The sequence below is a fragment of the Maricaulis sp. ABE4_448 genome (assembly GCF_056160825.1).
In genome coordinates this window covers 1-25149 of the sequence record NZ_JBSWXX010000004.1, presented here as the reverse complement: position 1 = coordinate 25149, position 25149 = coordinate 1, and the positions used below count along the sequence as shown (strand labels likewise).

Sequence of the window (25149 nt, the reverse complement as noted above, 5' to 3'; positions counted from 1 at the left end):
GATCCATGCCCCGTGCTCGGCGCCATCATGGCGCCAGCCGCAGCGATCCGGAACTGGCTGTTCGAAAAGCCTTAGCCCTAACTGCCACCGGCGGCGAGCATGGTCAGCCAGTCGGCGGCCCGCGCGTGGAAGCTGAAGTCCGGCGCCTGGCTATCGGGCCGGCGCCAGCCATGATCCACCCCGTCGAGCACTTCAAAACGGGCAGCGCCGGGCGAATTGCGATTGACGATCTGTGCAGCCCACGCATGGTCCTCGCCGGTTGCGACCGTGTCGAACTCACCGTGCAGGGACAGGAGCCGGCCATCATAGCGCTCCCAGGCCGCGCGGACGGGCGCTGAATTCATCTCGCGATGAAACGTCAGGGAACGACCGGAAAACGCATCGAGAGACCCATAGGCGTTTTCGAAGGCCGCGAGGGCTTCGGGGGCATCATCGCGGATCCGGGCGGGCGAGTGTTCCAGTAAAATCGCTCGCGCGAGCACCTCGCGGAACGCATCGAAATGACGATCCGCTACGTCAGCGCTCGCGGTCGGACTTTCCCATTCTCGCAAACGGAAATTGCTGATGAGATAGTCGAACCAGGGCTGCACGCCGGCGCCCCAGGTCACAATCCCGGCAAGAGGCGCGTCTTGCGCCACCAAAGGCGCCTGCGCCCCGCCCAGCGAGACGCCCACGGCATAGATGCGCCCGGAATCGATGCCGCGGCGTCTGGCGAAGGCCGCTGTAGCGGCCGTATAGGCCTCGACCTCTATGTCAAATCCGCCGTCCCGGCACGCCTCGCCATCGCTGTCGCCGATACCCGGCTTGTCAGCGAATGTGACGGCGAATCCGGCGTCAATCAGGGCATGGAAAAGCCGTCCGCGCGGATGGTCCGGCCCGCCGATCATGTCGATCGACTGACACGGAATACCCTGCAGATAGACCACGCCCGGAAGCCGCCCGTCGCGTTCCAGATCCGATTGGCGAGGCGTCAGGGTCACGGTCCGGATGCGAAGGCCGGATGGCGTGACGACGAAACCGTATTCAACGTCTGCGCCCTCAACCTGCGCGTACGGCATGATGCGCGGCGTCACCCGCAGATCGAGGATGCCGCCATTACGGCTGATGCGCACAGCGGCGGGCTCGCGATAGCTCAGCTGGTGCGTCGCGGCCTGAACGTCGGAATAGTCGCGGATCTCGATTGAATTGATCGCGAGCAGGCGGTCTCCCTGGCGGACACCAGCACGCCACGCGTCGGTCCCCTGTCCGACAGCCGCAATCACCATGCCGTCGGCAAGGGGCGCGAGCCTGAGGCCCAGCGTCCCGCGGCGCGGTAGTTCTATGCCGGCGGTCGCGCCGACACCGGCTGACAGGCAAGCGGCCAGCAATCCGGTCAATATCTGCGTCTTCATCCGTCACTTCTCTCTTCATCGCCCGGACGAACATCCGGGCCGGCCGACCCTCCGACTAGCCGAGACGCGGCGTGCTCGGGCGGATTTTGCGACGAAGAGGACAAGAACCACGTCCGGGTTGCGGGCGGGCTCATCCGGGCAGTCTTCGCATGGCGAGCTTCAGGGCGCTTTGATAGGCAGGGCCGATGGGCACCTCATCGCCCGATGCGATGGCGACCGCACTTGGCCGTCCGTCGACGGCGACCACCGACTGGATCTCCCGCAGGTTCACGAAGTAACTCCGGTGGATGCGCAGCATGACACTCGGGTCCAGCTGCCGCTCGACGTCTGCCATCGTGCGCCGGATCATGTATTTGCGGTCCGCCGTGTGCAGGATCACATAGTCGCGCGCCGCTTCCATGAACCGGACGTGTTCGATGGGAACCCGGACCCGCCGGTCGCGCTCCTTGATCCAGAAATCATGGATATAGGAGCCCTCGCCGCGCTTGTCGCGCAGTCGTTCGAGGACCTGACCAAGCTCCTCGGCACGCTGGGCCTTCCGCACCAGGCTCGTCTGCTCCTGCGCCCGCGCCATGGCTTCGGAGAAACGCTCGCGCTTGACCGGCTTGAGAAGATAATCCACCGCCCCCAGGGCGAAGGCCTGGATCGCATGCTCGTCATACGCGGTCACGAAGATCACATGGCAGCCAGCATTCGCGGCCGCCTCAGCAACATCGAAGCCCGACATGTCAGGCAGGTTGATATCCAGCAGCGCGATGTCGATACCGCCCTGCTCCAGCATCTGTTGCGCGGCGCCCCCGGTATCGGAGACGAAGACTTTCGTCACACCGGTTTCAGCCCGGGAGAGGCGCTCGATCCGGGCGGCCGTTACCGGCTCGTCTTCGCAGATCAGCACTCTCATCATCCACTCTCCTTGCGCCGCGCCGGCAGGGTCACGATCACGACCGTCCCGCACGGTTCGGCATCGCCCAACTCCAAGGCGGCGTCTTCACCGTAGTATCGCACCAGCCGGTCCGTCACATTGCGCAAACCGACACCCGAGACGGGATCGGCGCCCGGTCCAGGCCCGTTATCCCGCACCCGCATGAGCAGCTGACCGCCCTGCCGCCCGGCGGAGATTGTGAGCGCCAGCGGACTGCCGTCTCTCGGCCGCCCGTGCTTGATGGCATTTTCCACCAGGGGCTGGAGCAGGAGGCGGGGAATCTCGCAGCGCGCGGCTTCGGGCTCGATGTCGAATTCAGTCGTCAGCTTCTCGCCGAACCGGAACTGCTCGATGGCGAGATAGTCCTGGAGGAAGTCGATCTCCGCCCGAAGGCTGGAGAAATCATGATCGGCTTTCGACAGGACGGAGCGAAACACGGTTGCAAGCCGCTCCAGCATTTTCAGCGCCGGCTCGCGCCGCCCCTCGTCGACAAGGGCGTGCAGGGTCGAGAAGGTATTGAACAGGAAGTGCGGCTGGATCTGGTAGCGTAGCGCCGCCAGCTCCGCTGTTCGCGCAAGGGCTTGCGCCTCGGCCAGACGGCGCCCCTGGCGTTCCAGTTCAACCAGGGCGACCATCACGCAGACCAGCGCGCTCCAAACCAGAAAAACCGTGTAGAGCCGCAGCGCATGCCCCAGAAACGAGGTCCAGGTGAGGATGTGGTAGGGCAGGTTGAAGCGTTCGTAGAACTGGACTGTATCGACGAGTTCCAGAGCCGCCGCGCCGAGCATCAACGGGAGCTGCATCAGCAGAAAACCCGACAGGCGGCTGAGCCGGCCGGGGCCCATCAATCCCGCCAGGACCAACATGATGACGAGCTGAAGCACTGTCGTCACGCCAAGGCCGATGAAGTTCTGGTAGGGCGGCGCGGCCGCGACCAGCCTCAATGGCGTCACGATCAGGATATGGGCCGCCAGAACGAGCAGCCCGACAATCAGGGCAATACGCAGTTCCGCAGCCGGACCCGCCAGTCCGATTCTTTGAGCATGAGGCGTCATGAGCCGACTATAAGACAGGCAAATCGTGCGAGCAGCGGGGTTTCCTCGCGATTTCTGTCGCGCTTGTCGCATTTGGCGCCGAAACGCGACGCATTCGGTCCAGTCGCAATCTGCCTGCTTCCGGGACGATGGTGTCAGACAAAACCGGACTGGTCTCGAGTGTCCAGATTTGAGCCTAAATCAGGCTGCAATTTGACGCCTCTCAGCCAGGACGGCGGAGCGGTTTGCTTTGAATTCTTCGCGGCTGTAAAAGTGACGTTCGAGGTTGAAGTGGTTGTGGACAGATGACTGGATGGCGGCGAACTTCTGCAGACTTTTCGCTCGCCTGAACTTGCCCATCGGTGCTGTCAGACAAACGCGGACTGGTCTCAAGAGATCGGAACTGCCCCTATCTCAGACCGCGAGCTGACGCCATTCGACTAAAGCTCGAAGACGGTTCTCCTTGAAATCGGATCGGGAGTAAACGTGGCGTTCGAGATTGAAATGGTTGTGAACTGAGGATTAGACCGCGGCGAACTTCTGGAGACTTCGCATCGACCTGAACTGGTTCATGCCTTTCTCCCGGCGCCGCAAGGGCTGATGCGAGTTTTCAGCCCGATTGTTGAGCCACCTCCCGGTCTCCTGGCGGTTTGCATTTCCGAGCTTCCGAAGCGCGGATTTGTAGCTGCGTAATTTGTCGGTGACGACCATTTTCGGACGGCCATACCGCTTCATCGCCTTGCGCAGAAACTTCAATGCTGCCTTGCGATCTCGACGTTTGGTAACGAACGCTTCGAGCACTTCGCCTTCGTGATCGACAGCGCGCCAGAGGTAATGAAGCTCACCATTGATCTTCACAAAAACCTCGTCGAGATGCCACGCCCAGTTCGAATAGCATCCATCTTGAACACGGCGCTTGCGGATCGACCTTGCGAAGAACGGGCCAAACCTGTTCCACCAGAACCGCACCGTCTCGTGGGTAATGTCGATACCGCGCTCATGGAGCAGGTCTTCCACGTGCCGCAGCGAGAGCGGAAAACGAACATACATCATCACCGCCAGGCGGATGATCTCAGGCGACGTCTTGAAGTACCGGAACGGATTGCGCATCGGCAAAAGCTACGCAATCAGGCCTGCCGGCTCAAACCCATTTTCCTCTGACAGTGCCGTCACAAGCACCGCGCCAACAGGCCGGACACATGACCGCAACCCGCAACGATCAAAAATCGCTCAAATCAACCCTTGCGCAGAAGGGGCCGTCCACACGTGACACTGCCGTTTTGCTAATCACCGGATATAAGTTTTGCTAATCAGATGGCCGTCTGGACTGAAGTCATATCTTGCACCAGGGCCACATGCTTGAGCTCGTTCAGCACCCATTCTGTCGGCTTGTTCAGATTGAATGCCGCGCATCTCAGCGCGCAGAAACATCACATGGATGCCTTGTTCACTCCTAGAAACAAAAATTTCGAAGCAGCCGATGTCCTCCCGCTCTAAGAAGAAATCCCGGAACGCAGTTTCAACAATCGGAAATTCGGAAGCGGGAAGCGACCCTATCACACTAGCTTCGCCATCTTGCGTAGCACAGGCAGAGCCGCCGGATGCACTCACCAGCACTGCCGCACAAATTCCAGCAAATTTATTCACGATCCAACTCCCCATGCTGGTGGATGCCCTCAACTGAAAATTACTGATTTGGCGGCGTGTAGACACGATACGCGCCACTGGGCGTTCCTAAGTGAGACCTGAAAGTCTCTCCATACTGGGCTCGACTGGCAGAGGTCCTAGACGCGTAATAATCCGCGTTTTGGATATCGCCCACTTGCGCACCAGGCGCTGCATTGGCCGGAGTAACCCCGGGCGTTGAAGAGAAATTTTCGCTGTCGAATTGGTCCATCTGTTGCCGCTGCGCTTGGGGCAAACTCGGGTCGACCGGGGAAATGTTGCCGTTCGAATCCACGGTCGAATAGTCGGCATGCGCATGCCAAACTCCGACAGTAGTGGACGCGCTCCCCGTTTGACTTACAGAGTTCCCATTTCCCGAATTGCTTGTTGCGTAGTACTCGACAATCTCCAACGTATCACCCTCAAAATGTTCGATGGTGGTTACTTCGCGCTCAATTGTGCCACCCAGCTCCACATTGCCAGCTATTGACGCCGGGTTTTCGGATCGCACCGCATCTTCCCCAGCTTCTTCTGGAGTCGGGAAACGATCCCCCGGTGCGGTATACATCCCTGTCGGGTCTGTCGCATTGAGGGGATTATTTCCGACATAGGCATACCGGTTGAAGTACGCCGGTCCGCCGCTTGCGAACCCGACGGGATCCGAGGAGAGGAAGCGTCCGATGGCGGGGTCGTAGTAGCGGGCCTGCATGTAGATGAGGCCGGTATCGGTGTCGGCGATGTGGCCGGTATAGCTCTCGCCATTGTCATTGGCCGCCGGCTGCTGACGCGCCTCGCCGAACGGCGTGTAATCCTCCCGCCACAACAGTGTGCCCGAGGCGTTGGTCGCCGCAACCGGCGAGCCGAGATGGTTTTGGACAGAGATAAATGGCGGTGCTGTCGGACTAAAGCGGAGCGGTCCCGAGTTCGCGAAGCGCTGACTCGTAGCTTCTCAGCTTATCGGTCACGACCACTCCTGGATGGCCATATCGCTTCATCGCCTTGCGGAGAAACCGTAGCGCTGCCTTGCGATCTCGGCGTTTAGTGACAAACGCCTCTAGCACTTCGCCCTCGTGATCGACGGCGCGCCAAAGGTAATGACGCTCACCGTTTATGCGGACGAAAACTTCGTCCAGGCGCCAGGCCAGTTCGAATATTGCCCGTTCTGAACCCTACGCTTTCGGATCGACTTCACGAAGACCGACCCAAACCTGTTCCACCAGAACCGCACCGTCTCGTGGGTAATGTCGATACCGCGCTCATGGAGCAGGTCTTCCACGTGCCGCAGCGAGAGCGGAAAACGAACATACATCATCACCGCCAGGCGGATGATCTCAGGCGACGTCTTGAAGTACCGGAACGGATTGCGCATCGGCAAAAGCTACGCAATCAGGCCTGCCGGCTCAAACCCATTTTCCTCTGACAGTGCCCCCAGTTGAGCTGACCGTGGCGGAGGCTACGATTCCGCTCGACCGCGCTCAGCGCGTGTTTAATCTGACACTGCCGTAGCGGTTACTGGCCGAATCCCCCGCTGCCACCACAATATTCCTACGCCATCGTTGCGAATGTGGGAGATAAACAAAGAACAGATAGGATGCCGATAGAAGCGTTAATCCAATCATAGAAATAACGAACTCAAGGTCACGAAAAAACAACAACGAAACCACGCGCCCAATAAAATACCCGGCCACAGCGGACGGCAAAAAAGAAAAATTATATAAAACCGGGATCAATACAAAAAAACCACTTTTACCCAGGTCATGGAGTCGGCGAATATTCCAACAAATTGCCGAATAGCCATAAATGACCATCCCAACCGGCAACAGCGCCCCCAAAGTCAAGTTCACCGCAGTCGGGAAAGTCCAACCGGCCACGTTAGCAACAGCCACCACACCCAGCGGCCCAAAGAAAAACGACAATGCCACGAGCCAGAAAAACCTGTCGCCCGACTCTTTGTGGGCGGCGACTCCCTCTACCGACAAAAGCGGCCCTGTACGACCAAAAGGAGTAAAAGCAAATCGCGCTCGGCTCGGATCAAACGCACCGTTCCACATCGTGCCCCCCTTTAGCGACGGCGAGCCCGTGAAAGCGACTGAATGACACCCTCGGCATGTCGTGGCTCATTGATCTTCAAGGTCCACGATCTGCTCCGCGCCAACGCTGCGAAGCGCTTCGACCGCCGCAGGGTTGAGCGTATTGACAAGCCCTTCCGCGATAGCCGCCTGGCCCACCGGACTGTTGGCCATTGCTCCGGAATTTTTGAGACCGCCTCGTGCAAGTGGCCCCAAGGTCTCTGACAATATGGAACGCCCACCAGGTGCTGCGGACGTGAGAACACGACCAGCGCCTGCTCCTAGCAAGGAGACACTACCGCCCACCAATGCATCACCCGCAACTGTTTGAGCTGTATCAATCGCTTCGCCAAAACTATCTGGCGCAGATCCATCGAACCCATACCTCTCACCTGCAGTCCCATCAGCGTACGAGGTTGCAGCTCTTTCACCCACATTCGAGAGGGCTCCCGTAGCAGCGATTGTTAACAGTCCCGCTCCGGAACCAATAGCGAAGCCGACCGCTCCTCCTTCAACTACATTCGCTCCGAAACCGGTCCAAGTAAAATTGCCCTCTCGGTTCGCCTTCCAAGCATAAGCGCCACCATTCACGATTGCACCAATTCCGGCTCCAATGCCACCCGTGCACAAGTTAGCACACTCCCCCGTCGTGTCTGTCGCATTGAGCGGATTATTCCCGACATAGGCATACCGGTTGAAGTACGCCGGTCCGCCGCTTGCGAACCCGACGGGATCCGAGGAGAGGAAGCGTCCGATGGCGGGGTCGTAGTAGCGGGCCTGCATGTAGATGAGGCCGGTATCGGTGTCGGCGATGTGGCCGGTATAGCTCTCGCCATTGTCATTCGCCGCCGGCTGCTGACGCGCCTCGCCGAACGGCGTGTAGTCCTCCCGCCACAACAGCGTGCCCGAAGCGTTCGTCGCCGCAACCGGCGAGCCGAGATGATTTTGGACAGAGATAAATGGCGGTGAGGGTGGGATTCGAACCCACGAGACGGTTCCCCGCCTACACGCGTTCCAGGCGTGCGCCTTCGACCACTCGGCCACCTCACCGCAGGAGGCGCGGACTATACCCATCAGTGCGCATTCGGCAAGGACTGAGTCAGCAGGTCCGGCGGTGCCGCTGCACAGGCTGGCAATCGGCGCGCGAACGCCTATCTTTGCAGGGCAAAGCGCGACCCTGGAGCCCGCCATGTCCGACCCTGTCTGGAAGTCTCAGATCATCCCCGCCGAGCGTGCCCTGCCCGGCCGCCCCGGTGCCATCGCCACCGCGCCGACGCATTTCATCACCGGCCGGGACCTCAAGGCCGATGTGCCTGAGGGGATGCAGGAAATCGTGCTGGGGATGGGCTGTTTCTGGGGCGTGGAGCGCCTGTTCTGGCAGACGCAGGGCGTATGGCACACGGCGGTCGGCTATGCCGGCGGCAGCACGCCCAATCCGACCTATGAGGAAGTGTGCTCGGGTGGTACCGGCCATGCCGAAGTCGTGCGCGTGGTCTTCGATCCGGCGCAGCTGTCGCTGGACGATCTCCTGAAAGTTTTCTGGGAAGGTCATGACCCGACCCAGGGCATGCGCCAGGGCAATGATCAGGGCACGCAATACCGTTCGGTCATCCAGACCCTCGACGCGGCCCAGATCGACGCCGCCCGCGCCAGCCAGGCGCGCTATCAGGCCGAACTGGACCGTTCGGGGCTCGGCGCAATCACGACCGTTATCGAACCGGCCGGCGAATTCTTCTATGCCGAGGACTATCACCAGCAATACCTGGCGAAGAATCCGGACGGTTATTGCGGTATCGGCGGCACCGGCGTGGTCTGCCCGATCGGAACCGGCATCCCGGCCTGACGTTCCTATTACGCGGGCCTGTTGCCTGTGCGGGCGGTCTCGTCGAGGCTGGCATAAGGCGCTGACAACTCGAACGACAGGACATTCGCTTGCAAAGACTGATCGCCTTTGACGTGGATTCGACGCTGCTGCGCGTGGAATCCCTGGACACGGCCATCGAGGCCGCGCTGGCGGCCTTGCCGGACGCGGCCGAGGCACGCCGCCGCCTGCACGAGATCACCAATGCCGGCATGACCGGCCGCATGGCCCTGCGCGACAGCCTGGAAGCGCGGCTGAAACTGGCAGCGCTGGACAGGAGCGGGGTCGGCGACATGGCCGAGCGCCTGCGCCAGCGCGTCACGCCGGGCATGGCGCCCCTTCTGAAGAAGTTGCGCGCGCGCGGCGACCAGATCCACGCCATCTCCGGCGGCTTTGCCGACCTCATCGAACCGGTGCTGGGCGATCTGGGTTTCCAGCGCGGCGATATCCACGCCAACCGTTTCGTCTGGCAGGACGACCGGGTGGTGGGACTGGACATCGACAGTCCGCTCTCGCGCAATGGCGGCAAGGCGGAGGTGCTCGACCGGATCGCTGCAGCGAGTGCCGAGACGATCATTGTCGGCGACGGGATGACCGATTTCGAGGCTTTCGAGAGCGGCGCGGCCGACCGTTTCATCGGTTTCGGCCTGATCGCGCGGCGCGATGTCGTCGTAGCGGCGTGCGAGTATTCCGGCGCCGATTATGTGCGCACGGTGGACGGCCTGGGCAAGCTGCTGGGGGTGTGACGCACGCTCCGATCGACGTTTTATTGTGCCCTGTTTCGCCGATTCCGAAATCGGCGAGACGCCGACAGGCGGTCGGGTCAGGCTGACGGCAGACAAGTCGAACCAGCCAACGGAGTCCGCATGACCGCCGCTTCAATACCCCGCCATCCCGTCACCCTCGCCCGCCTTTCGGGGCTGGCCTATCTCGCCATTATCCTGTGCGGGCTCTTTGCCCAGCTGGCCGTACGAGGCGTCCTGATCGACTGGCAGGATGCCGGTGCGACCGCCGGCGCGATCCGCGACCAGAACACGCTCTTCCGCCTGGGCATCATGGCAGACCTGCTTGTGTTCGGCCTCGACATCGTCCTGGCAGTGACCTTCTACCGGCTGCTCTCACCGGTGGATCGCGGTCTGGCGCTGTTCGCCCTGTCGGCGCGGCTGGTCATGTGTGCGGTGATGTGCGCGAACCTGCTCGCCATGATCGCACCGCTCGTACTGCTCGGCGAAACGCCTCTGGCCGGACAGCTCGACGGCCCGACCGCCGAGCTTGCCGCGCTCGCGGCGCTCGAGCTGCATAGCGAGGGCTATGTTCTCGGCCTGATGGTGTTCGGCCTGCACGGCGCTGCGCTCGGCGTGCTGCTGTTCCGGTCCGGCTATTTTCCGGCGGTCCTGGGCCTGCTCGTGGGCGTATCCGGGCTGAGTTACTTGACGCTCGGGATCGTCCATTTCGCGCTGCCGACGCTGACCGGGGCGGGAAGCCTGCTGCTGCTGACGGCCGCCTTGCCCGAATTTGCCTTCACGGCATGGCTGCTGCTGGCCGGGCTGAGCCGCAAAAAGTGGGACGCCGCCCTGACTGACCGGGCGCCGGTCTAGCGAATGCGCGCGGGCATCCTGCCGGTTGGGGCCGGCACGATGCCCGGACGCCCCTACGGCCGGATCAGCCTGGCCCGGATCGAGCCTTCCAGCGCGTTGACGCGGTCGAGGAAATCGTCCGGCAGCGGACCTTCCAGATCGGACACCACATAGCCCAGCCCGTTGCGCGTCTCGAGGCGCTGGGCAGCGATATTGGCCGAGGTCGAGGAGATCGATTCGTTGAGGCGTGTCAGGAAGCCCGGCGCATTGGCGTGGAAGCTCAGGAGGCGCACCCGGCCGGCCTTGATCTCGCCCGGCTCGATCTCCGGCACATTCACCGCGCCTTTCGTCGAACCCTGGGAGAGATAGCGCGCCAGCTTGCTGGACACGTCCTCGCCGATCGAGGCCTGGGCCTCCAGCGTCGAACCGCCGATATGCGGTGTCAGGATCACATTTTCAAATCGTTGCAGGGGCGAAACGAAGGCTTCGTCCTTGGAGGCCGGCTCCTTGGGGAAGACGTCGACCGCCGCACCGAGAAGAGCGCCGCTCTCCAGCGCGTCCGCCAGGGCATCGATATCGACAAGGTCGCCACGCGCCTGGTTGATCAGGATGGCGCCCTTTTTCATCTTCGCGATGGCGTCGCGGTTCATGATGTTGCGGGTCTGCTCGGTCGAGGGGACGTGCAGCGTCACCACGTCGGAGATTTCCAGCAGCTCGTCCAGTGAGCCGCAGGAGCGCGCATTGCCGTGCGCCAGCTTGGGTTCGATATCGTAGAAATAGACATGCATGCCCAGAGCGCTGGCGAGCACGGAGAGCTGGGAGCCGATATTGCCATAGCCGACAATGCCCAGCTTCTTGGCGCGCACCTCATGGGAGTCGGTCGCCGACTTCTGCCATTCGCCGCGCTTGGCCGCTGAGGAGCGGGCGGGAATGCCGCGCATCAGCATGATCACGGAAGCCAGGGTCAGCTCTGCGACCGAGCGCGTATTGCCGAAGGGCCCGTTGAAGACGGGGATGCCGCGCGCCTCGGCCGTGTCCAGATCGACCTGGTTGGTACCGATGCAGAAACAGCCCAGCGCCTGCAGGCCTGGCGCGGCGTCGAAGGCCGCCTTGTCCATCCTGGTGCGCGAGCGGATGCCGGCCAGCCGTGCACCGGACAGCCGGTCATGCAGATCGGAAACGGCCAGGGCGGCCGCATGTCGCTCAATGGGCAGACCGGCGGCCTCGAAGGCGCGGTCGGCGAGCGGGTGCACATTTTCAAACAGGACGACAGTGTCGGACATGGCGGGGTTTCCTGAGGATCGGTCGGGGTTAAGTTAGGCGTGCTGCGCCGCAGCGCAACATGCAAATCCCCTTATGTCCACAGCCCGCGGCGGCGCCCCGCCAGGCCCGTCGTGCAAGACTATTCCGCGTTCAGCGCCCGAACCGCGGCAATCGTCCGGTCGACATGCTCATAAGGGTTCATTTCCGACCAGGTGAGGGCAATCGTCGAATTTTGATCGATCACGTAGGATGTGCGCGACGTCCAGCCCGGACGCATCAGAAGGCCGACTTCATAATCCCGCATCATCCCGTCGGAGACCGCAAAGACCGGGAAGGCCGAGGCGCAGTGCTGGGTGGAGAAGTCCGCGAGACGATCTGTATTGCCGGCGGTGATGCCGATCACCTGCGCACCCTCGGCCTCGAACTGGTCGATCGCCTCGGCAAAGCTGGCCGCCTGGGCCTCGCAGCCCGAGGTGAAGGCCGCCGGGAAGAAGAAAACAACGACCGGTCCGCTCTCGAGCGCCTCGGCGAGATGGAAGCTCACCGCTTCGCCGGCCTGGAAGCCCTCAACGGTGAAGTCCGGCGCGGTATCGCCCGGTTCAAGCTCGGCGAAAGCCGGAGCGGATATGGCGGCGATGGCGGCAAGGCCGGCAATAAGATGACGCATGGGGATCCCCTCCTCGGATCGAGACAGTGTCGCCAGACAAGATGAGGCGTTTGGCGGCCGGGACAAGGCCCTGACCATCACAAGCTAGTCATCGTCCATCTTCAGCGCGGCGATGAAAGCCTCCTGCGGAATTTCGACCTTGCCGAACTGGCGCATCTTCTTCTTGCCGGCCTTCTGCTTGTCCAGCAGCTTGCGCTTGCGCGAGGCATCGCCGCCATAGCATTTCGCCGTCACGTCCTTGCGCAGGGCCGAAAGCGTCTCACGGGCGATGATCCGGCCGCCCAGTGCAGCCTGGATCGGAATCTTGAACATGTGCCGCGGGATCAGATCCTTCAGCTTCTCGCACATGGCCCGGCCGCGCACATCGGCGCGCGCGCGGTGGACCACCATGGAAAGCGCGTCGACCGGCTCGTCATTGACCAGGATCGACATTTTCACCAGATCGCCGATGCGGTCCTCGATCCACTGATAGTCGAAGCTGGCATAGCCCTTCGTGACCGACTTCAGACGGTCATAGAAGTCGAAGACGACCTCATTGAGCGGCAGCTCGTAGACGACCAGGGCGCGGTTGCCGGCATAGGTCAGCTCGGTCTGGATGCCGCGCCGGTCCTGGCACAGCTTGAGCACGCCGCCGAGATACTCGTCCGGCACCAGGATGGTGGCCTTGATCCACGGTTCGGCAATGCTCTCGATCTTCATCGGATCGGGCATGTCCGCCGGATTGTGGAGGTCCATCTCGCTGCCATCGGTCATTTTCAGCCGGTAGACCACGGAGGGCGCCGTGGTGATCAGCTCGATATCGTATTCCCGCTCCAGCCGCTCGCGGATCACCTCAAGGTGCAACAGCCCCAGGAAGCCGCAACGGAAGCCGAAACCAAGCGCGGCCGAGGTTTCCATCTCGAAGGAGAAGGAGGCATCGTTGAGGGCGAGCTTCTCGATCGCCTCGCGCAGGTCCTCGAACTCGGCGCTGTCGACCGGGAACAGACCGCAGAATACCACCGGCTGGGCCGGCTTGTAGCCGGTCAGCGCCTTGTCGGCGGGGTTGCGGTCGTCGGTGACCGTATCGCCCACCCGGGCATCGCGCACCTGCTTGATCGAGGCGTTGAGATAGCCGATCTCGCCCGGGCCCAGCTCGGCGATACTTTCCTTCTTGGGCCGGAACACGCCGACACCGTCGACCGGGTAAGCCGCACCGGTGCCCATCAGACGCACCTTCATGCCCTTTTTCAGCGTACCCTCGATGATCCGCACCAGGCAGATCACGCCGAGATAGGGATCATACCAGCTGTCGACCAGCATCGCCTTGAGCGGCGCGCTCGGATCGCCGGTGGCGGGCGGCGGCAGACGCTTGACGATGGCCTCGAGCACATCGGGCACGCCCAGGCCGGTCTTGGCGGAAATCTCGACAGCCTCGGAGGCGTCGATACCGATCACATCCTCGATCTGCTCCTTGACCCGGTCCGGCTCGGCGGCCGGCAGGTCGATCTTGTTGAGCACGGGCACGATCTCGTGGTCGACCTCGATGGCCTGGTAGACATTGGCCAGGGTCTGCGCTTCCACGCCCTGCGAGGCGTCGACGACCAGCAGCGAGCCTTCGCACGCCGCCAGCGAGCGGTTGACCTCATAGGCGAAGTCGACGTGGCCGGGCGTGTCGATCAGGTTGAGAACGTAGGTCTTGCCGTCCTTGGCCGTATAGTCGAGGCGCACGGTCTGCGCCTTGATCGTGATGCCGCGCTCGCGCTCGAGCTCCATCGAGTCGAGCACCTGCTCCTTCATCTCACGCTCGGTGAGCCCGCCGGTGACCTGGATCAGCCGGTCGGCGAGCGTGGACTTGCCATGGTCGATATGGGCGACGATGGAGAAATTTCGGATCAGGGACGGATCTGTGCTCATGGCGCGGGCACGTAGCATTCAAAAGGGGTTTGGCCAAGCGGGATGGGCTGTTGAGTTGCGAGGCTTCCCCTGCGTGAGCGGGGGAAGTGGCCGAGCCCGGCCTTGGGGCGGGTGAGGTCGAAGGGGGCAAGTCTGCGCGCTGACGCGCTCTGCGCCGCTTCGCGCCGCCCCCTCAGCCCGCTACGCGGACAGCTCCCCCGCAAGCGGGGCGAGCCCTTCTGCACCCCCCCCAAACGAAAAAGGCCGCCCCGAAAGGAGCGGCCTTTTCAGATTCTTGCGCGGGCGACAGTCTAGTTCGCCAGAACCACCTGCATCGCCTCGTACTTCTCGACAAGACCTTCGGCGTGCTCGCGCTCTTCCTCGGTCTTGGCCACCGCGACGTCCTCGCGGGCATTGGCCAGGTCCTGGGCGAGCTTTTCGGCGTCGATCTCGGAAACCGGCACGGCTTCTTCAGCCAGGATGGTCAGGCCGGCCGGTGTCACCTCGGCGAAACCGCCATGGATGAAGGTGCGCTCGACCGAACCGTCATTCATCACCGCGATGGCACCCGGACGGATCACCGACATGAAGGGGGCGTGATCCGGCAGTACGCCGAAATCGCCCTCTTCGCCGGGGACCACGACCTGGTCCACCTGGCCGGCAAACACCCGGCGCTCCGGCGAGACAAGATCGAAATGGAGTTTGTCAGCCATCAGGCGTGTCTCCGGTTAGACCGAAGCTGCGTTATGCAGCTTCCGCGGCCAGCTTCTCGGCCTTCTTCACAGCGTCTTCAATGGTGCCGACCATGTAGAATGCCGCTTCCGGCAGGTGGTCGTACTCACCGTCGCAGATCGCCTTGAAGCCCTTCACGGTTTCCGCAACCGGCACCTGGATGCCCGGGAAGCCGGTGAAGATTTCAGCCACGTCGAACGGCTGCGACAGGAAGCGCTCGACCTTACGGGCGCGGGCCACGGTCAGCTTGTCCTCTTCCGACAGCTCGTCCATGCCCAGGATCGCGATGATGTCCTGCAGAGCCTTGTAGCGCTGGAGGATTTCCTGAACGCGGCGCGCCGTGGCGTAGTGCTCTTCGCCGACGATGCGCGGCTCGAGGATACGCGAGGTGGAGTCGAGCGGGTCCACGGCCGGGTAGATGCCCTTTTCCGAGATCGCGCGGTTGAGAACCGTGGTCGCGTCCAGGTGGGCGAAGGTGGTGGCCGGGGCCGGGTCGGTCAGGTCGTCGGCCGGCACGTAAACGGCCTGCACGGACGTGATCGAACCCTTGGTGGTCGAGGTGATCCGCTCCTGCAGAGCACCCATGTCGGTGGCCAGGGTCGGCTGGTAACCCACGGCGGACGGGATGCGGCCCAGAAGGGCGGACACTTCGGCGCCGGCCTGGGTGAAGCGGAAGATGTTGTCCACGAAGAACAGCACGTCCTTGCCTTCCTCGTCGCGGAAATACTCCGCCTGGGCGAGACCGGACAGGGCGACGCGGGCACGGGCGCCCGGCGGCTCGTTCATCTGGCCGAAGACCAGGGCGCAACGCGAACCTTCCGTGGAACCGCCATGTTCCTTGGGATCCTTGTTCACACCGGATTCGATCATTTCCCAGTACAGGTCGTTACCCTCACGGGTCCGCTCACCCACACCGGCGAAGACCGAGTAGCCGCCGAACATCTTGGCGATGTTGTTGATCAGTTCCTGGATCAGAACCGTCTTGCCGACGCCGGCGCCGCCGAACAGGCCGATCTTGCCGCCCTTGGCGTAGGGGCAGAGCAGGTCGACGACCTTGATACCGGTCGGCAGGATTTCAGCAGCCGTGGCCTGCTCGTCGAAGGACGGGGCCGGACGGTGGATCGGCGCGCGCTGCGTGTGGGCCACGTCGCCGGCTTCGTCGATGGCTTCGCCGGTGACCGACATGATGCGGCCAAGCGTGCCCGGTCCGACCGGAACCGTGATCGGCGAACCCGTGTCGGTCACTTCCGTACCGCGCTGCAGGCCTTCCGTCGCGTCCATGGCGATTGTACGGACAGTGTTCTCGCCGAGGTGCTGGGCGACCTCGAGGACGAGCTTCTTGCCGTCATTGGTGGTTTCCAGGGCGTTGAGGATGTCCGGCAGGGTGCCTTCGAACTCAACGTCCACGACAGCGCCCGTGATCTGGGCAATACGGCCTTTGGATGTGCTCATAGCGGGTATTCCTCTCGCCTAGAGGGCCTCGGCGCCGGAGATGATCTCAGTCAACTCCGTGGTGATCTGCGCCTGACGCGTGCGGTTATAAACAAGGTTCAGTTTGTCGATGAGTTCGCCGGCATTGCGCGTGGCGTTGTCCATCGCGGCCATCTTGGCCCCCATCTCGCCTGCCACGTTTTCCAGCAGGGCGGACAGGATGACGGTATCGGCATAGCGCGGCAGCAGCGTGTTGAGGATCGTCTCCTCATCCGGCTCGGCTTCGTAGATCGCGCCCTTCAGGTCGGGCCGTTCCACGCCCTCGTCGATCGCATCGATCGCGGGGATCAGCACTTTCGCGCGCGGCTTCTGCGAGATCACCGACACGAATTCCGCCGAGACCAGCTCGCAGACATCGAACTCGCCATTCTCGAACATGATGCGGATCTTTTCGCCGATCCGGCCCGAGGTGGCGCTGCTGATAGTCTTCTCGCCCGACAGGTCGATCCGCTCGACGATGAGCTTGGCGAACTGGCGCTTGAGCTGGTCGCCGCCCTTCTTGCCGACGCAGATCAGCTTGACGGTCTTGCCTTCCGCCTGCAGCGCCGTGATGCGCTCGCGGGCCTTCTTCACGATATTCGTGTTGAAGCCGCCGCACAGGCCGCGATCGGCCGTCATCACGACCAGAAGATAGGTTTCCGACTGGCCGGTCCCGACAAGCAGCGGCGACGCGCCCGGCGTGCCGGCCATGGCGGCCGACAGATTGGCCATCACCGCAGACATGCGCTCGGCATAGGGACGCGCGGCCTCCGCGGCTTCCTGCGCCCGGCGCAGTTTTGCCGCGGCGACCATCTGCATCGCCTTGGTGATCTTCTGCGTCGACTTGACGCTTTCGATCCGGTTTTTCAGGTCCTTAAGGCTCGCCATAAGGCTCTCCTAGCGGTTGGTCTCGATCAGGCTCACGCGAAGTGTTCGGTGAACTTGTCGAGAACCGCCTTCAGCTTGCCTTCCGAGTCGTCGGTCAGCTTCTTCTCTTCGCGGATCGAGGAGAGAAGGTCGGCGTGCTCGGCGTGCAGGTGACGCAGCAGGTCGGCTTCGTAGCGGGCGATGTCCGACACGGCCAGGCCGTCCAGATAGCCACGCGTACCGGCGTAGATCACGCAGACCTGCTCTTCCATCGACAGCGGCGAGAATTGCGGCTGCTTCAGGAGCTCGGTCAGGCGCTGACCGCGGTTCAGCAGCTTCTGGGTCGCGGCGTCGAGGTCGGAACCGAACTGGGCAAAGGCCGCCATTTCGCGGTACTGGGCCAGTTCGCCCTTCATCTTGCCGGCAACCTGCTTCATCGCCTTGGTCTGGGCGGCAGAACCCACGCGCGACACCGACAGACCCACGTTCACGGCGGGGCGGATGCCCTGGTAGAACAGGTCGGTTTCGAGGAAGATCTGGCCGTCGGTGATCGAAATCACATTGGTCGGGATGTAGGCCGACACGTCATTGGCCTGGGTTTCGATGACCGGCAGGGCCGTCAGCGAACCATTGCCATTGGCGTCGTTCAGCTTAGCCGCGCGCTCCAGCAGACGGGAGTGCAGGTAGAAGACGTCGCCCGGATAGGCTTCGCGGCCCGGCGGACGGCGCAGCAGCAGGGACATCTGGCGATAGGCGACGGCCTGCTTGGACAGATCATCATACACGATCAGGGCGTGCATGCCGTTATCGCGGAAGTACTCGCCCATGGCGCAGGCGGTGAACGGTGCCAGGAACTGCATCGGAGCCGGGTCCGAAGCGGTCGCGGCGACCACGATGGTGTAGTCCATCGCGCCGTTTTCCTCGAGCGTCTTCACGATCTGGGCGACCGTGGAACGCTTCTGGCCGACGGCGACGTAGATGCAGTAGAGCTTGGCGCTCTCGTCATCGCCTTCGTTGACCTGTTTCTGGTTCAGGATCGTGTCGAGCGCGATCGCGGTCTTGCCGGTCTGGCGGTCACCGATGATCAGCTCGCGCTGGCCGCGGCCGACCGGGATCATGGCGTCGATCGCCTTGATGCCCGTTGCCATCGGCTCGTGCACGGATTTCCGCGGGATGATGCCCGGTGCCTTCACGTCGACGCGGCGGCGCTCGGCAACATCCTTCAGCGGACCCTTGCCGTCGATCGGCTCACCCAGACCGTCCACGACACGGCCCAGCAGGCCCTTGCCCACGGAGGTGTCGACGATCGAGCCGAGACGCTTGACGGTGTCGCCTTCCTTGATGCCCCGGTCGTCGCCGAAGATCACACAGCCGACATTGTCGCGCTCGAGGTTCAGGGCCATGCCCTTGATGCCACCCGGGAACTCGACGAGCTCACCGGCCTTCACCTCGTCCAGGCCGTAGACGCGGGCAATACCGTCGCCGACGGACAGCACGCTACCAACGTCCGAAACCTTCGCTTCGGAACCGTAATTCTTGATCTGATCCTTGAGGATCGCAGAGATTTCTGCGGCACGGATGTCCATGGACCTAGGCCTCTTTCATCGCATTCTTCATCCCGTCCAGCTTGGTGCGGAGGGAACTATCGAACATGCGGGAGCCGACCTTCACGATCAGCCCGCCCAACAATTCGGGCCGCACATCCGTGCGCACCTCGATCTCGCGCCCGAAGGCACCCTTCAGCGAAGCCGCCAGGGCCTCGGTCTGTTTCTTCGTCAGCGCCGCTGCCGTGGTCACGTCGGCGGTCACCACGCCGCGGTCGGCCGCAGCCAGCGCAGCATAGATCTTCGCGACAGCGCCCAGCTCGCCCGCGCGGCCATTGCGCGCGGCCACGCCGAACATGTTGCGGGTCAGCGTGTTGAACTTGGCCTTCTTCGCCAGCTCGGCCAGCACGCCATCCTTGGCGTCGGCCGGGTGCAGCGGCGAGGCGAGCGCCTCGGCCAGTTCCGGGGATTCCTCAAGCATCGCGCGGAAAGCCGACAGGTCGGCTTCCACCGCGTCAGCGGCACCCGAGGTCTTCGCCAGCTCGAACAGGGCAGTTGCGTAGCGTCCTGCCGCGTTGGCTGTCATGGCGTCTTCGCCGGTCTTCACCGTGACGTCACTCTCTAGCTGGATGGCACCCGTAGATCGCCGGAATGGCGCAAGTGCTTGTTATTCAACGATTTCCACAAACGAACATACGGTGTTGCACCGCACGTTCCCGTGGTTCGGCGCTGCGATAGCACAGGCATAGGGGCACAGCAAGCCACTCACACCGGGCGTTTCAGCGCACGGACAGTGTTTTTCGCGCGATACCCGTCCTCTGTGCGACGCACATCGGGCCCTCAAAGGGCGAACGCCCTTATGGCGCCCCCTTCCGCCGCGCCTTTTTCGCCAGGATGTTCATCGTCTCGACGAACAGCGAGAAGGCGATGGCGAAGTAGAGATAGCCGCGCGGGATATGGAAATGCAGGGCGTCGGCGACCAGTGCGACACCGATCAGCAGGAGGAAGGACAGGGCCAGCATCTTGGTGGTCGGATGCCGCTCGATAAAGCGCGACACCGTGCCCGAGGCGAGCAGCATGATCGCCATGGCGATGGCGACCGCCGTGATCATCACCGGCAGATGGTCGGTCATGCCGACCGCCGTGATCACACTGTCCAGCGAGAAGACGATGTCGATCAGCACGATCTGGAACACGACCGCCCCGAAGGCCGCCGCCACCGGATTCTCGTTATGGGCGCCCTCGCCCTCCACCGAATGGTGGATTTCCAGCGTTGCCTTGACGATCAGGAAGAGACCGCCACCCATCAGGATCACATCCCGCCAGGACACGTCGAAACCGGAAATCGAGAAAACCGGCTCCTCCAGATGCGCAATCCAGACCAGGCCGAACAGCATGATGACCCGGAAGATCAGCGCCAAGCCCAGCCCGAGCGCCCGCGCCTTCGGCCGCTGGGCTTCCGGCAACCGCCCCGCCATCAGCGCGACGAAGATCACATTGTCGATCCCCAGCACGATTTCCAGAAAGGTCAGCGTGGCCAGCGAGAGGAAGACTTCGGGAGTTAGCAGGGCTTCGAGCATGATCGGTCCGTGAGTGGCATCCGGCGCATACTCGCAACTGGCGCCACCTTGTCCAGCCTGCTGGCCGCTCTCCGGACCGTCATTCCGGCGAAAGCCGGAACCCAGATCGCGAAACCGGGTGACGCCAGACCTCGCACCGCTTCATCCGATGATCTGGATCCTGACCTTCGTCAGGATGACGGTGCTGAGGGCTACAGGTGTCTGCGCAGAACCCGTTCCTCAAATAAAACTATACGGCTCCACATCGATTGACACCCGCACCGAGGACGGTGTCTTCACCCGTCCTGCCCAGGCGCGCAGATAGGCGGAGATATCGACCGTCTTGTCGGCGCGCACCAGGATGCGGCGGCGGTGCCAGCCGCGCACCATCGCCCGCGGCGGTTCGGCCGGCCCCCAGATCTCCACCCCGTCAGTGACCGGCGCCGCAGCGGCCCAGTCGGCAGCAGCCTTTTCGACATTCGCCGGGTCCTGGCTCATCAACCCGATCGCGGCGAGCCGGCCAAAGGGCGGCAGGCCCAGCGCCTCGCGCGCCATGAATTCCATGTCGAGGAAACGGTCGCGATCGCCGGCAATCAACGCCTGGATCGCTTCGTGCTCGGGCTGATGGGTCTGCAACAGCGCCCGCCCCGGACGATCCGCGCGGCCCGCCCGGCCGGCCACCTGGACCAGGGTCTGGAAGGTGCGCTCCCCGGCCCGCGGATCGCCGCCGGCCAGGCCCAGATCGGCATCCACCACGCCAACCAGGGTCAGATTGGGGAAGTTGTGGCCCTTGGCGGCAATCTGGGTACCGACCAGGATGTCGATCTCGCCCTTTTCCATTGCCGCCACGATCTCGGCGCCACGCTGGGTGTCGGAGGAATAGATCTCCACCCGCGCCTCGGGAAAGCGCCGCTTGGCCTCCTCGGCCACCCGCTCGACACCCGGCCCGACACTGGTCAGCGAATCCTCCGCCCCGCATTCCGGACAGGCTTTCGGCTTGGGCATGGAAAAGCCCGTGACATGGCAGACCAGGCGGCCGGTATAGCGGTGCTCGACGAGGTAGGACTGAGTGTCCGGCGACACCATGCGGTGACCGCAGGCGCGGCACAGCACCAGCGGCGCATAGCCCCGGCGGTTGAGATAGAGCAGGCTCTGCTCGCCGCGCGCCCAGGTCTCGGCCATGGCGGCCACCAGCGGCGGCGACAGCCAGCAGCCACTCTCCGCCGGGGTCTCGCGCAGATCGATCGTTCCGATCTCCGGCAGGATGGCCGCGCCCGGCCGCGCAGGCAGATGCACATACACATAGCGGCCGGCCTGCACATTCGCGAGGCTTTCCAGCGAGGGCGTCGCCGAGGCCAGCACCACCATCGCCCCTTCCAGCTTGGCACGGACAATGGCCAGGTCGCGGGCCTGGTAGGCCAGGCCCTCATCCTGTTTGTAGGTCGGGTCGTGTTCCTCGTCGACGACGATCAGGGCGAGTTTCATGAAGGGCAGGAACAGCGCCGAGCGCGCACCCACCACGATCCGCGCCCGCCCCTCGGCCACCTCGCGCCAGACCCGGCGGCGGTTTTTCGGCCCGGCGCCGGAATGCCACAGGGCCGGTTTCACGCCGAAGCGCTTTTCAAAGCGCGACAGAACGGCCTCGGTCAGCGCGATCTCCGGCAGCATGATCAGGATCTGGGCTTTCGGGTCGCGGCGCAGCACCTCGGCCACGGCCTCGAAATACACCTCGGTCTTGCCCGAACCTGTCACCCCGTCCAGCAAGGCCGACTGGAATCCGCCGGCCCGAACCAGGCGGCGCAGCACGCCGGACGCCTCGCCCTGCATGGCGGTCAGATCGAGCCCGGCATGATCGGGATCCGGCTCGTCGAAAGGCGGATCGACCAGGCGTTTTTCCTCGGCCAGTGCGCCGGACTTGGCCAGACCTTTCACCACCGAGGCCGTCACGCCTGCTTCACGCGCCAGATCGGCCGCTGTCGCTTCGCCCAGCGCCGCAGCCGCGTCGAGGACGCGCTGGCGCGCCTCCGTCATCCGCCCCGGATCGCCATCGCCCGGGCGGTAGACCGTTTCAGTCGGCGAGGGTTTCAGCGCATCCGTCGCGCGCAAGACCGAGCGCAGCACAATCCCCGGCGGCTGCACCAGATAGCGCGCCAGCCAGTCGACAAAGCGCCGCGTGCCGCCCGGCAGGGGCGGACCGCCGGTCGCGCTGTCGAGCGGTTTCAGCTTGCGATCCGGATCGTCCGGCTTGATGGCCCAGACCACGCCGCGCGCCAGCCGCTTGCCCAGCGGGGCCAGCACATGATCGCCCGGCTGCACCTCGACATCGTCCGGCACGACATAGTCGAAGGCTTCCGGCAGCGGCAGCGGAAACAGGATGGCGGCGATGCGGCGTGACACGGTCGGGCTTGTCCTCGATTCCGGCCAAGCTTAACCGCCCCCGCCCGGTTTGCGACAGTCCCGGCAGCTGCACCGCTGTGGAGTGAGCCGACGCTGGCAGACGGGTTTGCATTTCGGAAAGGGAATACGCCAAAACTGGCACGCGAAACGGGCAGGGAGCCAGACATGACCGGCAGCGCAGACCAGGATGACGACCTCCGGCTCGATGCGGCCTCCGTGCGCGCCTATCTGATGGAACATCCCGATATCGTCCGCGAGGATGCCGAGCTGATGGCCCTGCTCGCCCGGCGCGGCGCGGGCAGCGATGTCGTCGATCTCGGCTCGGCCGCACGCGAGAAACTGCTCGAGGAGGTGCGCCAGCTCAAGGCACTCAATGCCGGCATTGTCGAGACCGCGCGCGCCAATCTGGCGACCCAGTCCCAGATCCACATGGCGGTCCTCGCCCTCCTGGAAGCCGACAGCCTCACCGCGCTGGACCGCAAGATTTCCGGCCGCCTGACCGGCGCGCTCGGCGTGGATGTCTGCCGTATCCTGATCGAAGGGCACGCGCCGCTGCGGGCTGGCGAGTCCATTCTCGGCGCCTCCGAAGGCTTTGTTGGCGATGTGCTGGGCCAGAAGGTGGAACGGCTCGGCCCGGTCGATACTGAGATCGCCCATGCGCTTTATGGCCAGCAGGGGGCGCGGGTGAAGAGCGAGGCCGTTGTACGGCTCGACTTCCACGGCCAGGACGGGCTGATGGCGCTGGCTGCGCGCGATGCGCACCTGTTCGAGGCCGGACAGGGAACCGAACTTCTCAACTTCCTCGCGCGCGCCATCGAGCGCATGATCGTGCAATGGCTGCATCACACGCGCTGACCCTGCCCCTGGGCGCCGCACTGGACGCCTTCTACGCCCATCTCGCCGGCGAGCGCCGTCTCGCCGCCCGCACGCTCGACGCCTATCGCCGCGATCTGGACGGGTTTGCCGAATTCCTCGGCCTGCATCTGGGCTGCGCGCCTGCCCTGTCCGACCTCGCCACCCTGCGCGCAAGCGATTTCCGCGCCTGGATGGCCGATCGCCGCCGCGGCGGCCTGTCGGCCCGCTCGCTGGCCCGGGAGCTTTCGGCCGTGCGCACCTTTTTCGGCTATGCCCGGCGGCGCTGGTCGCTGGAAAACGCCGCCCTCTCCCTGATCGAGGGGCCGAAATTCGCCCGCTCGAAACCCAAACCAGTGAGCGAGGAAGCCGCTCGCGATCTCATCGCCGAAACCGGTCATCACGACGGGCGCGATTGGGTACAGGCCCGCGACAGCGCCATCCTGCTCCTGCTTTATGGCTGCGGTCTGCGGATCTCCGAAGCGCTCGGCCTCACCGGCCGTGACCATCCGCTGGGCGAGACGCTACGCATTACCGGCAAGGGCGGCAAGATGCGCGTTGTGCCGGTCCTGCCTGCCGTGCGCGAGGCCTGCGCGGAATATGCGCGTCAGTGTCCTTTCGATCTGGAGCCCGGCGCCGCCCTGTTCCGCGGCACGCGCGGCGGCGCACTGGGTGCCCGCAGCGTCCAGGCATTGATGAGCGATCTGCGCGGCCGGCTCGGCCTGCCCGCCAGCGCCACCCCCCACGCCCTGCGCCACGCCTTTGCCACCCACCTTCTGGCCAATGGCGGCGATCTGCGCGCCATCCAGGAGCTGCTCGGCCATGCCAGCCTCTCGACCACCCAGGTCTATGCCGACGTCGAAACCCGCCGCCTGATGTCCATCTACGACCAGACCCACCCCCGCGCCCGGCGGGGCTAGTGCGGTACGCCTCTCCCCGTCTGGGGAGACGGTGCCCGCAGGGCGGATGAGGGGCGCGCGTCAGCGCTGAGAAGAGTCTTGAGTGGGCCGCTATGCGGCCGCCCCTCACCTCTTCGTTGCTTTCAACAGGCCCCCGGCCTGTTGAATTCGCTTCGCGAACCGCGCCTCAGCCCTCTCCCCGGTCGGGGAGAGGGGGGGGGCAAGGCCGCAACCATCACCGCCACCCTGACGAAGGTCAGGGCCCAGTTCATAGGGCCGGGTGGCCGCGAACGCGCACTTATCCCGCACATCGCCGACATTCGGTATGAGCCCACTTAGCCAAAATTCCGCTTTACGATCTGGGTCCTGACCTTCGTCAGGATGACGGTGGTTGGGGCGGATATCGCAAACTTATCCCCACCCTCTCATTTGCCCTTACCATCGCAGACGGTTTCCGGGATGGGAGGCATGAGCTCAGTCCCTTGTGCCCGGGAGCGTGCGGAGCTCG

The 25149-nt window shown here is 63.8% G+C and carries 22 protein-coding genes, 1 tRNA gene and 3 pseudogenes; 5 read left to right on the top strand and 21 right to left on the bottom strand.

Annotation, left to right across the window (positions count from 1 at the left end):
• Positions 1-77: 77 nt before the first annotated feature.
• From ACXAJV_RS11715 to ACXAJV_RS11665, 11 genes and pseudogenes are all read right to left on the bottom strand, one after another.
• Positions 78-1391, bottom strand: a complete 1314-nt coding sequence (locus ACXAJV_RS11715) for a PDZ domain-containing protein (RefSeq protein ID WP_475085500.1) — start codon at positions 1389-1391, stop codon at positions 78-80.
• Between the two features lie 130 nt (positions 1392-1521).
• Entirely contained in the window at positions 1522-2295 is a 774-nt protein-coding gene (locus ACXAJV_RS11710; protein ID WP_475085498.1) for a LytR/AlgR family response regulator transcription factor, read from the bottom strand.
• Positions 2292-3368 carry a sensor histidine kinase gene (locus ACXAJV_RS11705; RefSeq protein WP_475085496.1) on the bottom strand — a complete coding sequence of 359 codons (1077 nt, stop codon included), beginning with the start codon at positions 3366-3368 and terminating at the stop codon, positions 2292-2294. The genes ACXAJV_RS11710 and ACXAJV_RS11705 overlap by 4 nt, the downstream gene beginning before the upstream one ends.
• A gap of 180 nt (positions 3369-3548) precedes the next feature.
• A pseudogene (locus tag ACXAJV_RS11700) lies at positions 3549-3707 on the bottom strand (IS6 family transposase); the annotation flags it as partial.
• Between the two features lie 54 nt (positions 3708-3761).
• Positions 3762-4457 (bottom strand): annotated as a pseudogene (locus ACXAJV_RS11695) (IS6 family transposase).
• Between the two features lie 177 nt (positions 4458-4634).
• The gene (locus tag ACXAJV_RS11690) at positions 4635-4994 is read right to left on the bottom strand and encodes a hypothetical protein (protein ID WP_475085494.1); all 360 of its coding nucleotides are present in this window, start codon (positions 4992-4994) and stop codon (positions 4635-4637) included.
• Positions 4995-5034: 40 nt separating this feature from the next.
• On the bottom strand, positions 5035-5895 hold the full coding sequence (locus ACXAJV_RS11685; RefSeq protein WP_475085998.1) for an RHS repeat-associated core domain-containing protein: 861 nt from the start codon (positions 5893-5895) through the stop codon (positions 5035-5037).
• A 34-nt stretch (positions 5896-5929) separates the two neighbouring features.
• Positions 5930-6381: pseudogene (locus ACXAJV_RS11680) on the bottom strand (IS6 family transposase); the annotation flags it as partial.
• A gap of 106 nt (positions 6382-6487) precedes the next feature.
• Positions 6488-7063, bottom strand: a complete 576-nt coding sequence (locus tag ACXAJV_RS11675; RefSeq protein ID WP_475085492.1) for a DUF805 domain-containing protein — start codon at positions 7061-7063, stop codon at positions 6488-6490.
• Between the two features lie 66 nt (positions 7064-7129).
• Entirely contained in the window at positions 7130-8038 is a 909-nt protein-coding gene (locus ACXAJV_RS11670) for an RHS repeat-associated core domain-containing protein (RefSeq protein ID WP_475085997.1), read from the bottom strand.
• Between the two features lie 3 nt (positions 8039-8041).
• Positions 8042-8131: transfer RNA gene (locus ACXAJV_RS11665), tRNA-Ser, on the bottom strand.
• Between the two features lie 139 nt (positions 8132-8270).
• Between ACXAJV_RS11665 and msrA the strand changes: the two genes are divergently transcribed.
• The 3 genes from msrA (at position 8271) to ACXAJV_RS11650 (ending at position 10540) form a co-directional block, all read left to right on the top strand.
• On the top strand, positions 8271-8924 hold the full coding sequence (gene msrA, locus ACXAJV_RS11660) for a peptide-methionine (S)-S-oxide reductase MsrA (protein ID WP_475085491.1): 654 nt from the start codon (positions 8271-8273) through the stop codon (positions 8922-8924).
• 89 nt (positions 8925-9013) lie between these two features.
• Complete coding sequence (locus ACXAJV_RS11655) at positions 9014-9688, top strand: HAD-IB family phosphatase (protein WP_475085489.1); 675 nt, start codon at positions 9014-9016, stop codon at positions 9686-9688.
• Positions 9689-9808: 120 nt separating this feature from the next.
• On the top strand, positions 9809-10540 hold the full coding sequence (locus ACXAJV_RS11650; RefSeq protein WP_475085487.1) for a DUF4386 domain-containing protein: 732 nt from the start codon (positions 9809-9811) through the stop codon (positions 10538-10540).
• Positions 10541-10593: 53 nt separating this feature from the next.
• On the opposite strand, the gene serA is transcribed toward ACXAJV_RS11650, so the two are convergent.
• From serA to ACXAJV_RS11600, 10 genes are all read right to left on the bottom strand, one after another.
• The gene (gene serA / locus ACXAJV_RS11645) at positions 10594-11802 is read right to left on the bottom strand and encodes a phosphoglycerate dehydrogenase (protein WP_475085485.1); all 1209 of its coding nucleotides are present in this window, start codon (positions 11800-11802) and stop codon (positions 10594-10596) included.
• Between the two features lie 119 nt (positions 11803-11921).
• On the bottom strand, positions 11922-12449 hold the full coding sequence (locus ACXAJV_RS11640) for a peroxiredoxin (protein WP_475085483.1): 528 nt from the start codon (positions 12447-12449) through the stop codon (positions 11922-11924).
• Between the two features lie 84 nt (positions 12450-12533).
• The gene (gene lepA / locus ACXAJV_RS11635) at positions 12534-14342 is read right to left on the bottom strand and encodes a translation elongation factor 4 (protein WP_475085481.1); all 1809 of its coding nucleotides are present in this window, start codon (positions 14340-14342) and stop codon (positions 12534-12536) included.
• A 290-nt stretch (positions 14343-14632) separates the two neighbouring features.
• The gene (locus ACXAJV_RS11630) at positions 14633-15034 is read right to left on the bottom strand and encodes a F0F1 ATP synthase subunit epsilon (RefSeq protein ID WP_475085480.1); all 402 of its coding nucleotides are present in this window, start codon (positions 15032-15034) and stop codon (positions 14633-14635) included.
• 31 nt (positions 15035-15065) lie between these two features.
• Positions 15066-16505: a F0F1 ATP synthase subunit beta gene (gene atpD / locus ACXAJV_RS11625; protein WP_475085478.1), complete on the bottom strand. Its 1440-nt coding sequence runs from the start codon at positions 16503-16505 to the stop codon at positions 15066-15068.
• 18 nt (positions 16506-16523) lie between these two features.
• Positions 16524-17411, bottom strand: a complete 888-nt coding sequence (locus ACXAJV_RS11620) for a F0F1 ATP synthase subunit gamma (RefSeq protein WP_475085477.1) — start codon at positions 17409-17411, stop codon at positions 16524-16526.
• Positions 17412-17443: 32 nt separating this feature from the next.
• Positions 17444-18976, bottom strand: coding sequence for a F0F1 ATP synthase subunit alpha (gene atpA / locus ACXAJV_RS11615; RefSeq protein ID WP_291890002.1), 1533 nt, complete (start codon positions 18974-18976; stop codon positions 17444-17446).
• Between the two features lie 4 nt (positions 18977-18980).
• On the bottom strand, positions 18981-19520 hold the full coding sequence (locus ACXAJV_RS11610; protein WP_475085476.1) for a F0F1 ATP synthase subunit delta: 540 nt from the start codon (positions 19518-19520) through the stop codon (positions 18981-18983).
• A gap of 271 nt (positions 19521-19791) precedes the next feature.
• Positions 19792-20514: a TerC family protein gene (locus ACXAJV_RS11605; RefSeq protein WP_475085474.1), complete on the bottom strand. Its 723-nt coding sequence runs from the start codon at positions 20512-20514 to the stop codon at positions 19792-19794.
• 219 nt (positions 20515-20733) lie between these two features.
• Entirely contained in the window at positions 20734-22890 is a 2157-nt protein-coding gene (locus ACXAJV_RS11600; RefSeq protein ID WP_475085472.1) for a primosomal protein N', read from the bottom strand.
• A 165-nt stretch (positions 22891-23055) separates the two neighbouring features.
• On the opposite strand from ACXAJV_RS11600, the gene ACXAJV_RS11595 reads away from it, so the two are divergent.
• Both ACXAJV_RS11595 and ACXAJV_RS11590 read left to right on the top strand, forming a co-directional pair.
• Positions 23056-23745, top strand: coding sequence for a DUF484 family protein (locus ACXAJV_RS11595; RefSeq protein ID WP_475085470.1), 690 nt, complete (start codon positions 23056-23058; stop codon positions 23743-23745).
• A complete protein-coding gene (locus tag ACXAJV_RS11590) occupies positions 23724-24662 on the top strand; it encodes a tyrosine recombinase XerC (RefSeq protein WP_475085469.1) in 939 nt (312 codons plus the stop codon). The genes ACXAJV_RS11595 and ACXAJV_RS11590 overlap by 22 nt, the downstream gene beginning before the upstream one ends.
• The last annotated feature ends 487 nt before the right edge of the window (positions 24663-25149 follow it).

Bases quoted from the DNA above. Each gene is read 5' to 3' on its own strand.
- ACXAJV_RS11610 (WP_475085476.1), bottom strand. From the start codon at position 19,520: ATGACAGCCAACGCGGCAGGACGCTACGCAACTGCCCTGTTCGAGCTG.
- ACXAJV_RS11605 (WP_475085474.1), bottom strand. From the start codon at position 20,514: ATGCTCGAAGCCCTGCTAACTCCCGAAGTCTTCCTCTCGCTGGCCACG.
- ACXAJV_RS11630 (WP_475085480.1), bottom strand. From the start codon at position 15,034: ATGGCTGACAAACTCCATTTCGATCTTGTCTCGCCGGAGCGCCGGGTG.
- atpD (WP_475085478.1), bottom strand. From the start codon at position 16,505: ATGAGCACATCCAAAGGCCGTATTGCCCAGATCACGGGCGCTGTCGTG.
- ACXAJV_RS11650 (WP_475085487.1), top strand. From the start codon at position 9,809: ATGACCGCCGCTTCAATACCCCGCCATCCCGTCACCCTCGCCCGCCTT.
- ACXAJV_RS11590 (WP_475085469.1), top strand. From the start codon at position 23,724: ATGGCTGCATCACACGCGCTGACCCTGCCCCTGGGCGCCGCACTGGAC.
- ACXAJV_RS11595 (WP_475085470.1), top strand. From the start codon at position 23,056: ATGACCGGCAGCGCAGACCAGGATGACGACCTCCGGCTCGATGCGGCC.
- serA (WP_475085485.1), bottom strand. From the start codon at position 11,802: ATGTCCGACACTGTCGTCCTGTTTGAAAATGTGCACCCGCTCGCCGAC.
- ACXAJV_RS11620 (WP_475085477.1), bottom strand. From the start codon at position 17,411: ATGGCGAGCCTTAAGGACCTGAAAAACCGGATCGAAAGCGTCAAGTCG.
- ACXAJV_RS11715 (WP_475085500.1), bottom strand. From the start codon at position 1,391: ATGAAGACGCAGATATTGACCGGATTGCTGGCCGCTTGCCTGTCAGCC.
- ACXAJV_RS11640 (WP_475085483.1), bottom strand. From the start codon at position 12,449: ATGCGTCATCTTATTGCCGGCCTTGCCGCCATCGCCGCCATATCCGCT.
- lepA (WP_475085481.1), bottom strand. From the start codon at position 14,342: ATGAGCACAGATCCGTCCCTGATCCGAAATTTCTCCATCGTCGCCCAT.
- atpA (WP_291890002.1), bottom strand. From the start codon at position 18,976: ATGGACATCCGTGCCGCAGAAATCTCTGCGATCCTCAAGGATCAGATC.
- ACXAJV_RS11705 (WP_475085496.1), bottom strand. From the start codon at position 3,368: ATGACGCCTCATGCTCAAAGAATCGGACTGGCGGGTCCGGCTGCGGAA.
- ACXAJV_RS11710 (WP_475085498.1), bottom strand. From the start codon at position 2,295: ATGATGAGAGTGCTGATCTGCGAAGACGAGCCGGTAACGGCCGCCCGG.
- msrA (WP_475085491.1), top strand. From the start codon at position 8,271: ATGTCCGACCCTGTCTGGAAGTCTCAGATCATCCCCGCCGAGCGTGCC.
- ACXAJV_RS11675 (WP_475085492.1), bottom strand. From the start codon at position 7,063: ATGTGGAACGGTGCGTTTGATCCGAGCCGAGCGCGATTTGCTTTTACT.